Here is an 18,333-nt window from a genome sequence, read left to right as displayed (position 1 = left end):
TCATATTAATTCCTTTCTTAAAAACAGAGCAATATTATCACATTCGCGCCCAAAAATCGAATCCGAGGGCGCTATTGTCCTGGTGCGATCTTGAATACAGGCCCTGAGCGCATGCATCTTTGCCCCTAACCAGCGACAACAACTGTGAGAAACGACCATGTCCCTCGACCTTTGGCTGGCTTTCGTTGCCGCATCCACCGCCCTGCTTTTGATCCCAGGACCGACCGTTCTGCTTGTGCTCAGCTATGCTTTGTCCAAAGGCCGCAGCGTGGCAGTGGCTTCGGCCACCGGGGTGGCTTTGGGCGATTTGATTGCCATGACCGCCTCGCTATTGGGCTTGGGCGCTTTGGTGCTGGCGTCGGCCACGCTCTTTTCCATTCTGAAGTGGATCGGCGCAGCCTATCTGGTTTGGCTTGGGATCAAGCTGCTGCGCAGCGCACCGTCCGCCGGGTTGGCCCCTGCGGAAACTGGCCGCGATGTGACCGCGCGCAGCGTTTTTGGGCACGCTGCCGCTGTCACGGCCCTGAACCCGAAATCCATCGCATTCTTCATTGCTTTTGTCCCGCAATTCATACGCCCCACAGACCCGCTGAGCCCGCAATTCGCTATTCTGATCGCCACATTTGTCGGGCTCGCCGCACTGAATGCGCTGGCCTATGCGTTGCTGGCAGATCGGTTGCGGATGATGGTTGGACGCGCAGGAGTGATCACCGCTTTGACGCGTTTCGGTGGGGTCTCGTTGATCGGAATGGGGCTGGCGACCGCTGTCCTGCGCCGCCCAGCCTAGGCTAGTCTTCGGCGTTTTCTTTCATGAAACCGCGAATGAAGCGGCGAATTTCGCGTGCGGCCGAAGTGTCCAGCTCTTTGCACAGTTCAACAAACGCATCGCGTTCATCCTTATCCAGACGCAACACTAATTGACTGTTTTTCTTAACAGAACCTTTACCGTCTTTCTTCGCCACGCGTCTTATTCCCGTCAAAACCTTGATTCTCTGTGCGATGCAATGTATATACACAGCATAGAGGTTGTAGATATCGTGCACCTAACAACAAAAAAAGGAATATGGCAATGAACCTTCAAACCGCCCAGGCATTTCTTTTGAGAGATCAGCGCAATTGGCGCAAACCACACCTGTCGTGGCTACCGGCTTCATTGTACCGCTACTACAGCCTGCCAAACGCCATTTCCAAAAGCCGCAAATAGGCACAATCACGCAGTCTTATCTTGCATGGTCGGCCCCGATAGGCCAAACACCGCCGGGTGTTTTGTCGCCAAAGGGTTGCCTCATGTCCAGAACCAAAACGGTCAAAGATTACATCCGGACCATTGTCGATTTCCCACATGAAGGGATCATGTTCCGCGATGTGACAACGCTGTTTGCCGACCCACGTGGCTTTCGCATGGCCATCGACCAAATGCTGCACCCTTATGCAGGTGAACGCATTGATAAAGTCGTCGGTCTTGAAGCACGCGGATTCATTCTGGGCGGCGCGATTGCGCATCAGCTGAGCGTTGGCTTTGTGCCCATTCGCAAAAAGGGCAAGCTGCCCGGCACCACAATCAGTCAGGACTACAAGCTGGAATATGGCGAGGCCATCGTAGAGATTCACGATGACGCCATCCAACCGGGTGAAAAAATCCTAGTGGTCGACGATCTGCTGGCCACCGGCGGCACCGCTGCTGCCGGGATCAAGTTGATCGAACGGTTGGGAGGCGAGATCGTCTCATGCTCGTTCATTATCGATCTGCCCGAACTTGGCGGCCGAAAAGTGCTGGAAGAGATGGGCATGGATGTACATGTCCTGTGCGAATTCGACGGGCTCTGACCCGAAAGAAATCACATATTTTTGAGTGGAAATCTGAAAGGGCGCGGGCTTAGCCCGGACAAGGCTGTTTTCAAGCCAATTCTTTGCGCGTTTGCTTTGATCTGTTTCCATTGATGACCGTATTCCGTGTGATGCTACTGAGAGCATCCCAACTTAGGGAGACTACGTCATGTTCCGCAAATTCGCCGCCGCAAGTGTTGCAACAATCCTTTTCAGCACCTCGGCCATGGCCGATGGTCACGGCAAAGACATCGTGGACACCGCTGTCGCCGCTGGCGGCTTTGAAACACTCGTTGCCGCTGTGCAAGCCGCCGAACTGGTCGATACGCTGAAAGGCGAAGGCCCGTTCACAGTGTTTGCCCCAACAGATGAGGCCTTTGCAGCCCTGCCCGAGGGCACGGTTGCTGACCTGCTGAAGCCAGAAAACAAAGACCAACTGGTGGCAGTTCTGACCTATCACGTTGTTCTAGGCAAAGTGATGTCTGGCGATCTGTCTGACGACATGACTGCAGCCACCGTTCAAGGCGGCGACATCACCATCGATCTGGATTCGGGCGTTATGGTCAATGACGCAAATGTGGTTCAGGCCGACATTGAAACGTCAAACGGCGTCATCCATGTCATCGACAAGGTGATCCTGCCGGAGTCGTAAGCAATTACGGATCACGGCCCGGTCTTATCTGGGCCGTGATCACATCTTTAGAACCGCGCCCGGGTTCATGATCCCTTTAGGATCTAAGGCGGCCTTGATCGCGCGCATGGTGGACAGTTTGGTTGGGTCGGAAAACCGTTCCAGATCATCTGTCTTCAAACGCCCGATCCCATGTTCTGCACTCACCGAGCCCTCAAAAGCATGGACAAGCTCGTGTACGGCCTGTTTGACCACCACGCGATCGTCTTCAAAGTCCGCCCGGCTTTGCCCTTTGGGTGGAAAAACATTGTAGTGCAGATTGCCATCCCCCAGATGACCAAAACAATTGATACGGAACGGTCCCAATGCGCTGATGATCTCGGCCCCGTGCTGAATGAACTCAGGGATTGCCGAGATCGGCACAGAAATGTCGTGGCTGGACACTGATCCAATCAGGCGATTGGCTTCGGGAATACGTTCACGAACGGCCCAAAGTTCCAGGCGCTGCGTTTCGCTTTGCGCCACCACCCCGTCATTCACCAGGCCCCTTGCGTTTGCGGTACTGAACAAGGCCTCCAGCGCCTCAACGGGATCCTGCCCCTTTGGCAACCCCAATTCGATCAAAACCGACCAATCCGGGGTGGTTTCAAAGGGTTGGCGCACATCCGGCAAAACCTCAGCCAGAAAGTCAAACCCCTGCCGATGGATCAGCTCGAATATGCTGACCGTCTCGCCCACCTGATCCCTCGCAACTGCGAGCAGGTCAATCGCAGCCGCAGGGGAGGCCACCTGAAACATCGCCGTCCCAGTTGCCGCAGGTTGCGGATACAGCTTCAGTGACGCCGCCGTAATGATCCCCAACGTTCCTTCGGACCCAATCAGAAGGTTGCGCAGATCGTAACCCGTGTTGTCCTTTCGTAATCGGCTGAGACCATGCCAGATCTCCCCATTTGGCAACACGGCCTCAAGACCAAGACAAAGATCGCGGGCGTTCCCATAGCGCAGCACATTGACGCCACCGGCGTTGGTCGCAAGGTTGCCACCAATCCGGCAAGAGCCCTGCGCGGCCAGCGACAAGGGAAACAACCGATCTACCGCCTCAGCCGCGGCTTGAGCATCCGACAGAATGGCGCCTGCTTCGACGATCATGACGTTTTCTGTGGGATAGACATCTCGGATCGCGGTCATGCGTTCCAGTGACACCAACAGCGGCGCTGGACCATCGCTCATCACCTGCCCACCAACCAAACCTGTGCCTCCACCATACGGCAGAACGGCAACCGCCTCGTCAGACGCCAAGCGGACAAGCGCAGATACCTCTTCAACCGTGCGCGGCAACGCCAGCAGCCCCGCCTGCCCGGCAAAACGACCACGCGGCTCTTCCAGATACCGTTCTGAGATCGGGCGCAGCACATCAATGCCCACAGAGGCCCGGATCAGGTCAGCAATTCTGTCATCAGCAGGGTTCAGGGTCATAACTCTTACTTGCCCAACGTGCGCTGCACCCACAAGCCTTATTCCAGGTCAATCAGATATTCCGGTTCAAGCACCACAACGGTTGGCCGATCCGGCAACGAGCGCAGTGAGACGGTGATCTCTGAGACGCCCTCGCGTACAACCGGGAATTCATCCCGGATATCCACCAGGAACCGATCCAGCGAGAAACCGGAAAACCAATGCATCGGGATAATGACCGAGCTTTCCAACCGCTTCAGAACCGTGATCATATCCGGCAAAGGCATGGTCGTGCCCCCATCCACAGCTGCCATGACCACATCCAGCCGCCCAAGGGCCGCGAATTGCGCGTCTGATGGCACATGATGCAGATGCCCCAAATGGCCGATGCACAGGCCCTCAACTTCGAACACAAAGATCGAATTCCCCCGCTCCTCAACCCCGCCATAGGCAGACCGAATATCGGTAGAAACATTCCGCACCAGCATTTCACCCAGATCAAGGTGATGATCAATGCCTTCACCAAACTCACCCCATCCCGGCAAGACATGTGGGATTGCAGGGTCCGGGTTTGCGGTCCAATGTGTACTATGCGCGTGGTTCATCGTGACAACGTCCGGAATCAGATCGGCGCTCCCAATGAAACCCGTGAAATCTGTGACAGCATTCAAGCCGCCCCGCGTTTGAATCAAAAACGAAGCATGCGCCACATAGCTGATCCGCACCGAATACTCCGGCACAGGATCCTGCCAGGCGGCCTTTTGCACAAACGCGATCCCAGGCGCGGCATCCGCTATGGCGATGCAGTGGCTCGGCCGCCGCTCCTGCGCAAACGCCCCACCTGAAACCACCATCAATGCTGCAACCAACCAGCGCATGACCTAACTGTAGCGCAGAACGCCACCAAGTCATGCGTTTTCACTGAGCGGTCTAATCCACGCGAAACACCACCGGTCTCACGCAACCGATCCCCTGCTTCATCTGGCCAAAAATATCCCGGGGGAGTCGCGGCCTGCCGCGACGGGGGCAGAGCCCCCTATCCCGCGTCGGTCTTGCCGCGCCGGTCCGAACGTAAGCTGGCATACAAAACATGCGTCCGCCACCGGCCATCAATCTGCAAATACGATTGCGCAACGCCTTCGTACTTGAATCCGGAACTTTCCAGCAACCCCCGAGAGGCCGCGTTTTCAGGCAAGCAAGCCGCCTCGATCCGGCTCAGATCCAGCCGTGTGAAGGCGTGATGCACAATCGCGCCAATCGCTTCGCGCATATACCCGTTGCGGGCAAAGGCCTGGCCGGTCCAGTAGCCAAGTGTCCCTGCCTGAGCCGGGCCTCGCCGGATATTGTCCAGCGTGATCGCTCCGATCAGCACGTCATCTTCGCGCCGAAACAGAAACAGCGGAATCGCAGTTCCACTGGCGACAGAACGTTGAGCCCAATAGACCCGGTTGGTAAAGGACTTGCGGCTCAGGTGATCCTTAGCCCAAATCGGCTCCCATGGCGTCAGATAGTCTTTCGATGCCCGGCGCAGCGCGGTCCAGGCGCTGAAATCAGAATGCACGGGCGGTCGCAAGCTCAGCCGCTCGGTTTCGAGTTTCAGCTTGCGTCTGCCCAACAGCATCACGCCGCACGCCTCTCCTGCAGATCAGACAAAGAGGGCGCGCCCGAGACCGGACCATACAGCGCCAGAGCCGCTGGCGCATGTGCCGCCATTTGCTCAGCAAAAAGCCGCACATCCTCGGTGCCGACGGCATCGATCTTTGCAACGGTATCCTCAAGCGAGGGCACCCGGCCCCAAATCTGAACCAACCGCGCCAGACGCTCGGCCCGGTTCGAGGGGCTTTCCAGACCCATCAGCATCCCGGCTTTCATCTGCGCGCGCGCTCTGGCGACCTCTTCAGCACTCATATCCTCTGCCGCGCGCTTCATCTCGTCGATGGTGATGGTTGCCAACTCTCCCACCTGGTCCGCCGAAGTACCGGCATAGATCGTCGTCGTACCAGTATCCGCATATGCCCCGGTCTGGGCAAAAATCGTGTAACACAGCCCGCGCGTTTCCCGCACCTCCTGGAACAGGCGCGAGGACATGCCCCCGCCCAGGGCGGTCGAATAAATCTGCGCCGTATAGATCGCGTCATCGCGATAGCCGGGGCTTTCCAGCGCCAGCGCAAAATGCGCCTGCTCCAGATCTTTTTCCTGCCGCGCCTCACCGCCGGTAAACCGGGCTGCCTCTGGGATCAAACCTCTTCGTGGTTGCAGATGACCAAACATTTCTGCGGCCAGTTTCATCAGCAGATCGTGATCCACCGCACCCGCCGCAGATAGGATCATCTGTTCCGGCCCGTAATGCTCGGCCACAAAACCCGATAGGTCCTCGCGCGAAAACGCGCTGACACGTTCCGTCGGGCCAAGGATCGTCCGACCAAGCGGCTGATTGTGATAGCTCTGCTCTTGCAGCCAATCAAAGATCACATCATCGGGCGTGTCACAGGCCTGACCGATTTCCTGCAGGATAACGCCACGCTCAACCTCAATCTCACGCGGGTCAAACACCGGGTTCAGAACGATGTCACCAATCACATCCATCGCCAGCGCCACATCATCCTTCAGAACACGCGCGTAATAGGCCGTCACCTCGCGCGAGGTATAGGCGTTGATATACCCGCCCACATCCTCAATCGCCTCAGCGATTTGTAGCGCGGAACGACGCTCGGTTCCCTTGAACGCCATATGTTCAAGGAAATGCGCAATCCCGTTCTGCTCAATCCGCTCATGCCGCCCGCCGGCGGTCACCCAGATGCCGATGGCCGCCGATTGCAGCCCCGGCATATGTTCACTGACGATACGAAAGCCGTTCTTCAGCTGATCTTGTCTGACAGTCACTCAGCGATATGCCCTTTGATATGATCCTCAAGGGCCCCCAGATCATTGGCAATCCGGGTCACCCGTTCCGGACGTTCATACAGATCAGACATGCGGGATGGAAGAGGCGGATGTTCCCCGCTCGCCTTCTCGACTGCCGCGGGGAATTTCGCGGGGTGGGCCGTGGCTAAGGTGATCATCGGCACATCCGCAGCACGATGTTCCTCTGCAACCTTGATACCCACAGCAGTGTGTGGACAGACCAGTTCGGAGCTGTGAGCTAACGTATGTTTGATGATCTCCAGCGTCTCGTCCTCAGACACCCGACCCGAGTCGAAATTCTCGCGCAGCGCTTCCATCGCGCCCTGGCTGACATTGAAGCCGCCGGATTTCAGCTCATCCATCAACTGCGCTACGGCGCCGCCATCCTCGCCATAGGCATAATAAAGCGCACGTTCAAAGTTCGAGCTGACCTGAATATCCATCGACGGGCTGATCGAGGGGATGGTAGCGCCCTTGAAATACCCCTCACCCGACAGGCAGCGGTGCAGGATGTCATTCTGGTTGGTCGCCACTACCAGACGGTCGATGGGCAGGCCCATGCGCTTGGCCAGATAGCCCGCGAAGATGTCGCCGAAATTGCCGGTGGGCACGGTAAAACTGACCTTGCGACGCGGTGCGCCCAGGCTGACAGCTGCCGAGAAATAATAGACGATCTGCGCCAGTACCCGCGCAAAGTTGATCGAATTCACGCCAGCCAGTTTCACGCCATCGCGAAAATCGAAATCGTTGAACATATCCTTCAACGCGGCCTGACAATCGTCGAAATCGCCATCCACGGCCAACGCATGAACATTACTGTCCGAAGGCGTGGTCATCTGCCGGCGCTGCACCTCGGACACGCGGCCATGGGGGAACAAGATAAAGACATCCACGGCGTCCAGCCCGCGGAACGCCTCAATCGCAGCCGAGCCAGTATCCCCACTGGTCGCGCCCACAATGGTCACTCGTTCCCCGCGCCGATTCAACGCAACCTGGAACAGCTGCCCGATCAGCTGCATGGCGAAATCCTTGAAAGCCAGCGTGGGCCCATGGAAAAGTTCCAGCAGGAAATGATTCTCGTTCAGCTGTTTCAACGGCGCACGGGCATCGTGGCCAAAGCCCTGATAGGCACGGGCGATGATCGCCTTGAACTCATCTTCGCCAAACGAGCCGTTGACATAAGGCCACATCACGCGAAAGGCGATCTCTTCATAGGGTTGCCCGGCAAGCGCTGCGATCTCATCCTGCGACATCACCGGAATCTCGGCAGGCAGGTACAGGCCACCATCCCGGGCCAGCCCGGTCAGCATCGCCTCTTCAAAGGTCAGTTCGGGCGCCTGCCCACGGGTCGAGATATATTTCATGGCTCGTCACTTTCAGAATTGGCACGGCTGCGCCACAGGAAGTACCCGGTCATCGCGGCCCAGACCAGCGCCAGACCAAACCAGGTGATTGCGTATTGCAGATGATCGTTCGGGATGCCCGCCGTATCGACCGGTAGCGGTGTTACATTCGGATCGGTTTGCGACCGCGCGATCAGCATCACCGGCTCGGCGCCCAACGCGGCGGCCAAAGCGGGCACATCGCGTGCAAACCAGATGTTTTCATCGATATCCGGTTCAGGCGTATAGCTGTCGATCTCGTCGGGCCAGTGCAGATTGCCTGTCACCTCCATCGGACCCATCAGACGCTCGGCCTGCTTGGCAGTCGTCGGCATAAAGCCGCGGTCCACCAGAATGCTGCGGTCCCCAGTGCGGAAGGATTGGACAATGCGGTACCCTGCCCCAACTTGCTTGACCGAAACCAGAACGTGAATTTCGCCGGGCTCCATTTCTCCAGAAACCGAGACCGGCAGGTATTTGTGTTCGCCTTCGGAAATCTGCAACGGCAGGCCAATCGGGGCGGCAGAGAGGCGCGCTTCGATCACGGACAAAACACGCTCTTTCCACGCCAGACGCTGCACCTGCCAAATGCCCAGCGACACCAGCACGCCCAACCCGGCGAGACCGAAGATCAGCAGAAACAAAGTGCGGCGCATATCAGACTATCGCTCGTTGCAGGAACCGGCGTCTTGTTACGGGGCGCGTGCACCGAAATGCAACCACGCAATTGTATGGGGCGCAATCTTGCGCCCCGAATAGAGAAAAAGCCGCCCCAAAGGGCGGCTTTTGCAATTGAACAGCCTCACCGGCATTACATCAGCGGGGCCTGACCCCAAATGTAGACTGCGAAGAAGAGGAACAGCCAGACGACGTCCACGAAGTGCCAGTACCAGGCCGCAGCCTCGAATCCGACATGCTTTTCAGGTGTGAAATCACCCTTGAGCGCCCGGATCAGACAGACCGACAGGAAGATGGTTCCGATGATCACGTGGAAACCGTGGAAACCGGTCGCCATAAAGAAGTTCGAATAGAATTGGTCGCCACCGAACTTCCAGTCTTCATGCGCCAGCAGTTCGTAGTATTCAAACGCCTGCAACGCGGTAAAGGCGATGCCCAGAACAATACCGATGGCGAGACCATTGATCAGCGCCTTGCGGTCATTGTCATGCACCAGCGCGTGGTGCGCCCAGGTGATCGCACACCCCGACAGCAACAGGACCAGAGTGTTGATCAGCGGCAGGTGGAACGGGTCAACGGCGTGAATATCCGGCTGGATGTACTCGGTTCCTGCATAGTCATACATCGGGTACATGCGATGTTTGAAGAACGACCAGAACCAGGCAAAGAAGAACATCACCTCGGACATCACGAACAGGATGAAACCATAGCGCAGGCCGATGCGCACAACTGGGGTGTGATCGCCCTGACGGCTTTCGACCACCACTTCGGACCACCAGGCAAACATGGTGTAAAGAACGGCTACAAGGCCAGCCCAGAACATCCACGGGGTTATCCCGTGCATCCACAATACGGCTCCGAACAGCATCACAAACCCACCAATCGCGCCGACAAGCGGCCAGATCGAGGGGTTTAGAATGTGGTAGTCATGGTCTTTTGCGTGTGCCATCAGTGTCCCTCACCTAAAGGCGTTAGTTCGTATTTGTATCTGCCTGCACGTCCAGGGTTGCATAACCCTCGGGCAGGTCAATTTCGTAGAATGTATACGATAGAGTGATCGTATGCACATACTTCGCTTCCAGATCCTCGACCATTTCAGGGTCGACGAAGAAGGTAACCGGCATCTCAACCCGTTCGCCAGGTTGCAGCACCTGTTCCTCAAAGCAGAAACAAGCGATCTTTTGGAAATACCCACCTGCCGAATAAGGCGCCACATTGTAGGATGCCTGCCCGGCAATCGGGCGATCGGTTGGATTGTAGGCCTCGTAGAAGGCCAGTCCGGTCTCACCGATGCGCACTTCCATTTCACGTTCGACGGGCTTGAATTCCCAGGCCATACCCTTGGCTTTGGAGGCGTCGAAGCGGACCGTAATCGTCCGGTCCAGAATATCTTCCGGGGCAGCCTCAGCCACACCCGTCGTGCCACCAAACCCGGTGACACGGCAGAACCAATCGTAAAACGGTACCGCAGCCCAGGCCAGGCTGCCCATCAGGATCACAACCCCGACCGTCTGCAAAACCGTTTTCTGAGGACCAGACATCGCCATCAGTTCTGTATCTCCTGCGTGGCCATACCGAAATCGGTACTGGACACTTTCACAACCGTCAGGCCAAAGATGATCACGATAAAGGCCGCCAGCGTCAGGCCGACGCCAAGATTGCGGCCAAAACGGCGCTGATGCAATTCGTGGCTTTTGCGCAGGCTCATGACCAACCTCCCAGACCGTAAGGCTTCAGCAATGCCTCAACCAGAATGGCACCGAAGTGAAGGAACAGATAGAGCAGCGACAACTTGAAGAAAGAGCGTTCAACCTTGAAGTTATCCGCCTCGGCGTCGTCTTCACTGCGACGCGATATCTGCCAGGCGCCGCGCAGGAACAAGGCGTTGAGAATGATGGAAACCGTCAGGTAAATCGGTCCACCGATGCCCGAGAACGCGGTGCCGATAGCCAGCAGCGCCAGCAGAACGGTATAGGCCAAGATATGCCAACGGGTCGATCTGCGGCCATGGGTCACGGTCAGCATCGGCACACCCGCATCGTCATAATCCGAACGCATAAACAGCGCCAGAGCCCAGAAATGCGGTGGCGTCCACATGAAGGTCAGGGCGAACATAAGCCAGGGCTCAATAGACATGGTGCCGGTCGCGGCGACCCAGCCAATCACTGGCGGGAACGCGCCCGCAGCGCCTCCGATGACGATATTCTGCGGCGTCGTGCGCTTCAGCCACATCGTGTAAACGACGACATAGAAAAAGATGGTGAAGGCCAGAAACGCGCCTGCAAACCAATTGGTTGCCAGCCCCAGCATGATCACCGACAGGCCCGACAGCGTCAGCCCCAGCGCCAGTGCTTCGCCTGCGTCGACTTTCCCCGACGGGATGGGTCGGGACTTAGTGCGTTTCATGACGCGGTCGATATCCGCATCCCACCACATGTTCAGCGCACCGGAGGCGCCGCCACCGATGGCGATGAACAGAATCGCGCAGAAGCCCACAAAGGGATGCACCGGGGTTGGCGCCGCCAGCAGGCCAACCAGAGCCGTGAAGACAACCAACGACATCACACGCGGCTTCAGCAGGGCGAAGTAGTCGCCAAAGCTGGCCTCGTCCGCCTTAGCGGTCGCAATGCTGGCATTGATGCTTGCGTCGGTCATTTCAGGTCCTTTAGGGCGAAAACTGCGCGATTTTCCGCGCAGCCTGCTCGTTCTTGGCAGATGGGCTTATCCCACCCGGATGGCTATCAGTTAGAGGCCACCTGATAGGCTTGCGGCAGCCCCGCATACTCATCAATGGCACCTTGCAGCCACTCTTCATATGCCTCCTCGCTCACCACTTTTACGGTGATCGGCATATAGGCGTGGTCCTTGCCGCAGAGCTCCGAACACTGACCAAAGTAGATGCCTTCTTTTTCGGCTTCAAACCACAGTTCGGCCAAACGTCCGGGTACACCGTCCTGTTTCACGCCGAAGGATGGAATGGTCCAGGAATGGATCACGTCAGAGGCGGTCACCTGCATGACAACAACCTTGCCAACCGGAACGACCACGGCGGTGTCGGTGGCCAGCAGCCACTCATCATCACTATAGCCCGCATCGGCCAGTTTAGCGCGCATGGCATCATCCAGAACAAACGGGGTGACTTCGGCATCTGCAGGGCGGGCACCTTCGTCCAAAGTTGCCGGGTGGCCCAGCAGATAGCTGTCAAAGGCAAAATCATGGTCGACATATTCGTAGGTCCAGTACCACTGGTTGCCCACAACCTTGATCACCACGTCCCCTTCGGGAATTTCCTGCTGCTTGAACAGAACCGGTAGCGAGAAGGCACCAATAAAGACCAGAATCACGATCGGACCCAAGGTCCATGCTATCTCGACCGGGGTATAGTGTGAAAAGCGCGCCGGGGTCGGGTTGACGCGCGAATTGTAGCGCACAATGCAGTAAACCAGCAGCGCCGCCACAAGGATACAGATGGCGGTGATGATCACCAGAATCATGTTGTCCAACTTGTGGATACCTTCAGCAAGGCTGGTGGCTGCTGGCTGGAACCCAAGGCCGCCATCGACCGGCTTGCCAATGATCTCAAGGTCCTGAGCCATGGCGGGAAGGCTGGAGAGGGCTGTCATAAACCCCGAAAGCATCAAAGCATTCTTCATGTTCTGTCCTGATCGTTTGATCTTTGCGTCTCTCGCGAAAAGGTGTGAATCGGTCGCACCTCTCCCGTTGTCTTTGGCCGCGTTAAAAACCATATTCCTGCTGGTAGATAAAGCAAAATGCTTGCGTCAAACAGACGCTATTTTTGATCTGGATCAAACCCGAAAGGTTCCAACCCATGACTCAGGCCCCGTTTCGCCCGTTTGAAAGCGCCCTTCCGCAGGATGAAGCGCTGGCAATTTTGCAATCGGCAACCGCCGGGGCCGAGGATGGAGAGCTGTTTGTCGAGCGTCGAAAATCAGAATCACTTGTTTTTGATGACGGACGGTTGCGCACCGCATCTTATGACGCATCCGAGGGGTTTGGCTTGCGTGCGGTCCAGGGCGATGTCGCGGGCTACGCGCATTCCACCGATGTCTCGGTCCCGGCGCTGAAACGGGCAGCCGAAACCGCGCGCCTTGCGGTCGGGGACGGCGGTGGGACGCTGGCTGAGGCCCCGCGCGCCACGAACACACGGCTCTATACAGATGAAGACCCGATAGAATCCGCTTCCTTTCCAGTAAAAATCGAAACACTGCGTGAGATTGATGCCTTCGCCCGCGATTTGGACCCGCGCGTTGTGCAGGTTAGCGCCACAATCGCGGCAACCGTGCAAGAGGTCGAGATTTTGCGCCCGGACGGCGTGCTGGTACGCGACGTGCGCCCCATGACTCGGGTGAATATCTCGGTCATCGTCGAGCAGAACGGTCGCCGCGAAAACGGCTCGGCCGGCGGCGGAGGTCGCGTGGGACTGAGTGGGCTGATCGACCCTGTCGACTGGCAGGGCAAAGCCCGCGAGGCTTTGCGGATCGCGCTGGTCAACCTTGAGGCTATCCCCGCCCCTGCCGGAGTGATGGAGGTGGCGCTTGGTCCCGGCTGGCCCGGCATCCTCCTGCACGAAGCCATCGGACACGGGCTCGAAGGCGATTTTAACCGCAAGGGCAGCTCGGCCTTTGCCGGGTTGATGGGCCAGCAGATTGCCTCAAAGGGCGTGACCGTTGTGGACGATGGCACCATCGCAGATCGGCGCGGCTCGATCAGTGTGGATGATGAGGGCACACCAAGTTCACGCACTGTGTTGATCGAAGACGGCATTCTGACAGGCTATATGCAGGATCGCCAGAACGCCCGCCTGATGGGGGTCACGCCTACCGGTAACGGGCGGCGCCAAAGCTATGCCCATAAGCCGATGCCTCGGATGACAAACACCATCATGCTCGGCGGCCAGGGCGATCCGGCTGCTTTGGTCGCGGCAATCAAAGACGGTATCTGGGCCGTGGGCTTTGGCGGAGGTCAGGTGGACATCACCAACGGGAAATTCGTCTTTTCCTGCACCGAGGCCTACCGGGTGGAAAACGGCAAAATCGGCGCGCCGGTAAAAGGCGCCACCCTGATCGGCGACGGCCCCTCGGCCCTGAAACGTATTCGAGGGTTGGGCAATGACATGGCACTGGATCCGGGCATGGGCACCTGCGGCAAAGACGGCCAATGGGTTCCTGTCGGTGTCGGACAGCCGACCGTCTTGATGGACGGGTTGACCGTTGGCGGCTCTGCCACCTGAGTCGGAATCATCAGTTTCCGGGGTGCTCTAGGTTAATGCAGCCTGCCTGAGCGGCAGCGCACCTAGGGCGGCCAGCCAAATGCGCCCAGAAAATCTGCTTGGGTTTTTTGTCTCGTTATCAGGAGGATAACGCAATTTAGTACCAATGGGTACAAACGAAACACAGCTAATTTTCATCGATTTACAGGCTGTTAACCCGCCCTGACGTAAACCAGTTTTGCAATCAGGCGGAGCATCGGATGACCGAAGAGCAGCTTTCTTCCAATCACCCCCCACTCCCACCCACCACGGAAGAGGACCGGTTTTCCTGGCTCCGTCTGTTGCGCTCACGCAAGGTTGGTCCGGCGACGTTTCGTCGGCTGTTGCGTGAACATGGCTCGGCGCAGAACGCGCTGGCCGCGCTGCCAGAAATGGCACGCGCTGCCGGGATAGAAGGGTATGAAATCTGCCCCCCCGGCGTGATTGAGGCGGAGCTCAAGGCCGCAAAAGCCGCAAAAGCGCGGCTTTTGTGCCTTGGGGCCGCCGATTTTCCACAGGCGTTGAATGATCTGAATGATGCCCCGCCGATCCTTTGGGCAATTGGCGATGTTTCGCTTTTGCATAAACCCGCCATCGCGATAGTTGGTGCCCGCAACTGTTCATCATTGGGCGCGCGGATGGCGCGCGGATTGGCGAAAGAGCTGGGGCAAAAGGATCATGTCATCGTTTCAGGCCTGGCGCGCGGCATTGATACTGCAGCGCATATGGCGTCGCTTGTGACAGGGACAATCGCCGTCATGGCGGGTGGTGTCGATGTCATCTACCCGGCCGAGAACACAGAACTCGCCCACACTATTGCGATCAAGGGCCTGCGGCTGTCCGAGCAGCCGATAGGCGTAACCCCACAGGCGCGACATTTCCCGCGCCGCAACCGGATCATATCGGGGCTGGCTCAGGCCGTGGTTGTCGTCGAAGCCGCCGCGAAATCCGGCAGCCTGATCACAGCGCGGGATGCTCTGGATCAAGGGCGCGAGGTTCTGGCGGTGCCCGGACACCCGTTCGATGCACGCGCCGCCGGATGTAACCTGCTGATCCGAGACGGGGCGACTCTGGTCCGATCCGCAGAAGATGTGATCGACGCGCTGCCACCAAATCAGTCCAATCTGTTCCCCCAAAACGAAACGGGAGGCGAGACAATCGACTCTGCCCCTGCCAAACCAGCGGATTTGCATGATGAGGTATTGCTGCGCCTGGGCCCGTCGCCCATAGCCGAAGACCAGCTGATCCGCGACATCGCCGCAAGCGCAGGCGAAATCGGACCGGTCCTTGTTGATCTGGAGCTGGAGGGACGGATTCAACGCCAGCCCGGCGGGCTGTTGTCACTGGCCAGTTGACCGCTAAACCTATTGTTTCAATCCGTGCTTAATGGTGGGATTCGGCACATCAGCCCTGGCGCCAAAGGAACGCATTGACAATTCGATCTTGTCGCACACATCTTGCACGGCCATAAAACGCGCAAAGTCTGTCGAGCAAGGATTCCTCTTAAATGCCCGTAGTTGTTGTAGAATCTCCGGCCAAAGCCAAAACGATCAATAAGTATCTTGGTCCGGACTACACGGTTTTGGCCTCTTACGGGCATGTTCGTGACCTGCCGCCAAAGGATGGATCGGTCGATCCGGACCATGAATTTTCGATGACATGGGAAGTGGGCAATGACAGCCGCAAACATGTCAAAGCCATCGCTGATGCGCTGAAAGAAGACAACGCGCTGATTCTTGCGACTGACCCGGATCGCGAGGGCGAGGCGATCAGTTGGCACTTGCAAGAGGCGTTGACCAAGCGCCGCTCGATCAAGAAAGACACGCCGGTCAGCCGCGTCACCTTCAATGCCATTACCAAAGAGGCCGTGACCGAGGCGATGCAGAACCCACGCCAGGTCGACATGCCGCTGGTCGAGGCCTATCTGGCCCGCCGCGCGCTGGACTACCTTGTGGGGTTCAACCTGTCTCCGGTTCTGTGGCGCAAGCTGCCCGGTGCGAAATCCGCAGGCCGCGTACAATCTGTCTGTCTGCGCCTGATCGTCGAACGCGAGATGGAGATCGAAGCTTTCAAGCCGGTGGAATACTGGTCAGTTCGGGCGCTGTTCGAAACCCCACGCGGCCAGACCTATGAGGCCCGTCTGGTCACCTTAGCGGGCAAGAAACTGGACAAACACGATCTGGCCAATGCCACGCAGGCCGAACTGGCGGTTCAGGCGATCACCAGCCGCGCGCTGAGCGTGATCTCGGTCGAAGCCAAGCCCGCCGCCCGCAACCCCAGCGCGCCCTTCATGACCTCGACCCTGCAACAAGAGGCCAGCCGCAAGTTCGGCATGGGCGCACGTCACGCGATGCAAGTGGCGCAGCGGCTGTATGAGGCGGGCTACATTACTTATATGCGGACCGACGGCATCGACATGGCCCCCGAAGCCGTGGCTGCCACTCGCGACACGATTGCTGACAGATATGGCAGCGAATACGTGCCAGACAGCCCGCGTATGTACAAGAACAAGGCCAAGAACGCGCAGGAAGCGCACGAATGTATCCGCCCCACGGATATGACGCGCGATGCCAAGGCGCTGAAGGTCACCGATGAAGATCAGCGCAAGCTTTATGATCTGATCTGGAAGCGGACCATCGCGTGCCAGATGGCAGCAGCGCGCCTTGAGCGGACAACGGTTGAGATCGGCAGCGACGACGGGCAGGTTGGCCTGCGCGCGACTGGTCAGGTTGTTCTGTTCGATGGCTTCATGCGCGTTTATGAAGAAGGCCGCGATGACGTGGCCGATGATGATGAAAAGCGCTTGCCACAGATCATGCAGGGCGATCCGGCGAAATTTGCCAAATCTTCGCTGAAGGATCAGGTCTCAAAGGCAGAAGACAAGGCCGCCATCCTATCCGATAACGAATCCGTTCTGGCCCTGCAGCATCACACCCAACCTCCGCCACGCTATACCGAGGCCACATTGGTCAAGCGGATGGAAGAGTTGGGGATCGGGCGGCCTTCAACCTATGCCTCGATCGTGACCACGATTCAGGACCGGGAATATGTGCGTAAGGACAAGAACCGGCTAATCCCCGAAGAAAAGGGCCGGATCGTCACGATCTTTTTGCTGAATTTCTTCCGCCAATATGTCGGCTATGAGTTCACGGCCAATCTGGAAGAAGAGCTGGACGACGTCAGCGCAGGCGGGCGCGATTACAAAGAGCTACTGGGCAAGTTCTGGCGTGATTTCTCGGCCGCGATTGGCGAGACGTCAGAACTTCGGATCTCGGAAGTGCTGGACAAACTGGACGAAGCGCTTGCGCCTCAACTCTATCCGCCCCGCGAAGACGGGTCAGATCCTCGTATATGCCCGAAATGCGGGACAGGGCAATTGCATCTGAAAACCTCTCGCACCGGCGGGTTCGTCGGATGCGGCAACTATCCCGAATGCACCTATACCCGTCCGATTGCCGGAGAAGGCGCTGAAGGTGACGAGCGCCTGCTGGGCGAGGATGCTGGTGACGAGATTTGGCTGAAATCCGGACGGTTTGGCCCTTACGTTCAACGCGGCGAACCGACGCCTGAGAACAAGAAGCCCCCCCGTGCTTCGCTCCCACGTGGGTGGAGCAAGGATGACATGGACCTCGAGAAGGCCCTGACGCTGTTGTCCCTGCCCCGCCAGATCGGTGCGCACCCCGAGGGCGGCATGATCAGTTCGAACTTCGGTCGCTTCGGGCCCTATCTGATGCATCAGCTAGCGGATGAGGCCAAACCGGTCTACGCCAACCTCAAAGACCCCAACGATGTGTTTGAAATCGGCATGAACCGTGCCGTCGAGATGCTGGCCGAAAAACGGGCCAACCCGGGGCGCGGGCGCCGCGCCGCTGCAAAACCGTTGAAAGAGCTGGGCGAACACCCCGATGGCGGCGCGATGCAGGTGCTGGACGGGCGCTATGGCCCTTATGTGAAGTGGGAAAAGGTCAACGCGACCATTCCCAAGGACATCAAGCCCGAAGATGTGACGCAAGAAATGGCCATCGAACTGGTCAACGAGCGCGCGGCCAAAAAAGGCACCAAGAAAAAGGCGGCACCCAAAAAGAAGGCTGCCACCAAGAAAACCACCAAAAAGGCGGCCGGGTAGGTAGAAATACCACCACCCCCTTGGTTTCATTGACTTCCCAATGACGTGGCGGCACAACCTG

General features: G+C 57.9%; 18 protein-coding genes. 6 read left to right on the top strand and 12 right to left on the bottom strand.

The window, feature by feature from the left end; translation table 11 throughout:
- Nucleotides 1-157 precede the first annotated feature (157 nt).
- Complete coding sequence (locus AC2FFE_RS17870) at nucleotides 158-787, top strand: LysE family translocator (protein WP_496817205.1); 630 nt, start codon at nucleotides 158-160, stop codon at nucleotides 785-787.
- Nucleotide 788: 1 nt separating this feature from the next.
- Here AC2FFE_RS17870 and AC2FFE_RS17865 read toward each other — a convergent pair whose 3' ends face one another.
- Nucleotides 789-962: a hypothetical protein gene (locus tag AC2FFE_RS17865; RefSeq protein ID WP_496817204.1), complete on the bottom strand. Its 174-nt coding sequence runs from the start codon at nucleotides 960-962 to the stop codon at nucleotides 789-791.
- A 325-nt stretch (nucleotides 963-1,287) separates the two neighbouring features.
- Here AC2FFE_RS17865 and AC2FFE_RS17860 point away from each other — a divergent pair, with 325 nt between their 5' ends.
- A complete protein-coding gene (locus tag AC2FFE_RS17860; protein ID WP_496817203.1) occupies nucleotides 1,288-1,827 on the top strand; it encodes an adenine phosphoribosyltransferase in 540 nt (179 codons plus the stop codon).
- A gap of 169 nt (nucleotides 1,828-1,996) precedes the next feature.
- Nucleotides 1,997-2,479 carry a fasciclin domain-containing protein gene (locus tag AC2FFE_RS17855; protein WP_496847273.1) on the top strand — a complete coding sequence of 161 codons (483 nt, stop codon included), beginning with the start codon at nucleotides 1,997-1,999 and terminating at the stop codon, nucleotides 2,477-2,479.
- A 39-nt stretch (nucleotides 2,480-2,518) separates the two neighbouring features.
- On the opposite strand, the gene AC2FFE_RS17850 is transcribed toward AC2FFE_RS17855, so the two are convergent.
- The 11 genes from AC2FFE_RS17850 to coxB form a co-directional block, all read right to left on the bottom strand.
- Nucleotides 2,519-3,934, bottom strand: a complete 1,416-nt coding sequence (locus AC2FFE_RS17850) for an FAD-binding oxidoreductase (RefSeq protein WP_496847272.1) — start codon at nucleotides 3,932-3,934, stop codon at nucleotides 2,519-2,521.
- Between the two features lie 38 nt (nucleotides 3,935-3,972).
- Nucleotides 3,973-4,791, bottom strand: a complete 819-nt coding sequence (locus AC2FFE_RS17845) for an MBL fold metallo-hydrolase (protein ID WP_496847271.1) — start codon at nucleotides 4,789-4,791, stop codon at nucleotides 3,973-3,975.
- A gap of 158 nt (nucleotides 4,792-4,949) precedes the next feature.
- Complete coding sequence (locus AC2FFE_RS17840; protein WP_496817199.1) at nucleotides 4,950-5,534, bottom strand: GNAT family N-acetyltransferase; 585 nt, start codon at nucleotides 5,532-5,534, stop codon at nucleotides 4,950-4,952.
- Nucleotides 5,534-6,796, bottom strand: a complete 1,263-nt coding sequence (locus tag AC2FFE_RS17835; protein WP_496847270.1) for a M16 family metallopeptidase — start codon at nucleotides 6,794-6,796, stop codon at nucleotides 5,534-5,536. Before AC2FFE_RS17835 ends, AC2FFE_RS17840 begins: the two co-directional genes overlap by 1 nt.
- Entirely contained in the window at nucleotides 6,793-8,181 is a 1,389-nt protein-coding gene (thrC, locus tag AC2FFE_RS17830; protein WP_496847269.1) for a threonine synthase, read from the bottom strand. Before thrC ends, AC2FFE_RS17835 begins: the two co-directional genes overlap by 4 nt.
- Entirely contained in the window at nucleotides 8,178-8,855 is a 678-nt protein-coding gene (locus tag AC2FFE_RS17825; protein ID WP_496847268.1) for an SURF1 family protein, read from the bottom strand. Before AC2FFE_RS17825 ends, thrC begins: the two co-directional genes overlap by 4 nt.
- Nucleotides 8,856-9,010: 155 nt before the next feature.
- Nucleotides 9,011-9,826 (bottom strand): cytochrome c oxidase subunit 3, encoded by an 816-nt coding sequence (locus AC2FFE_RS17820; RefSeq protein ID WP_496847267.1) that lies wholly within the window; start codon nucleotides 9,824-9,826, stop codon nucleotides 9,011-9,013.
- Nucleotides 9,827-9,848: 22 nt separating this feature from the next.
- Nucleotides 9,849-10,424 (bottom strand): cytochrome c oxidase assembly protein, encoded by a 576-nt coding sequence (locus AC2FFE_RS17815; protein ID WP_496847266.1) that lies wholly within the window; start codon nucleotides 10,422-10,424, stop codon nucleotides 9,849-9,851.
- Nucleotides 10,424-10,585, bottom strand: coding sequence for a cytochrome c oxidase system small membrane protein (locus AC2FFE_RS17810; RefSeq protein WP_496847265.1), 162 nt, complete (start codon nucleotides 10,583-10,585; stop codon nucleotides 10,424-10,426). Before AC2FFE_RS17810 ends, AC2FFE_RS17815 begins: the two co-directional genes overlap by 1 nt.
- Nucleotides 10,582-11,532 carry a heme o synthase gene (cyoE, locus tag AC2FFE_RS17805; protein WP_496847264.1) on the bottom strand — a complete coding sequence of 317 codons (951 nt, stop codon included), beginning with the start codon at nucleotides 11,530-11,532 and terminating at the stop codon, nucleotides 10,582-10,584. Before cyoE ends, AC2FFE_RS17810 begins: the two co-directional genes overlap by 4 nt.
- An 86-nt stretch (nucleotides 11,533-11,618) precedes the next feature.
- Nucleotides 11,619-12,530, bottom strand: a complete 912-nt coding sequence (gene coxB / locus AC2FFE_RS17800; RefSeq protein ID WP_496817191.1) for a cytochrome c oxidase subunit II — start codon at nucleotides 12,528-12,530, stop codon at nucleotides 11,619-11,621.
- A gap of 176 nt (nucleotides 12,531-12,706) precedes the next feature.
- Between coxB and tldD the strand changes: the two genes are divergently transcribed.
- The 3 genes from tldD (at nucleotide 12,707) to topA (ending at nucleotide 18,272) form a co-directional block, all read left to right on the top strand.
- A complete protein-coding gene (gene tldD, locus AC2FFE_RS17795; RefSeq protein WP_496817190.1) occupies nucleotides 12,707-14,128 on the top strand; it encodes a metalloprotease TldD in 1,422 nt (473 codons plus the stop codon).
- A gap of 239 nt (nucleotides 14,129-14,367) precedes the next feature.
- A complete protein-coding gene (gene dprA, locus AC2FFE_RS17790; protein ID WP_496847263.1) occupies nucleotides 14,368-15,501 on the top strand; it encodes a DNA-processing protein DprA in 1,134 nt (377 codons plus the stop codon).
- 152 nt (nucleotides 15,502-15,653) lie between these two features.
- A complete protein-coding gene (gene topA / locus AC2FFE_RS17785; RefSeq protein WP_496847262.1) occupies nucleotides 15,654-18,272 on the top strand; it encodes a type I DNA topoisomerase in 2,619 nt (872 codons plus the stop codon).
- Nucleotides 18,273-18,333: the final 61 nt, after the last annotated feature.

This window comes from Ruegeria sp. YTSA168 (genome assembly GCF_059610045.1).
The sequence above is the reverse complement of the archived record's forward strand: the minus strand, read 5'-3'. Positions and strand labels throughout refer to the sequence as shown.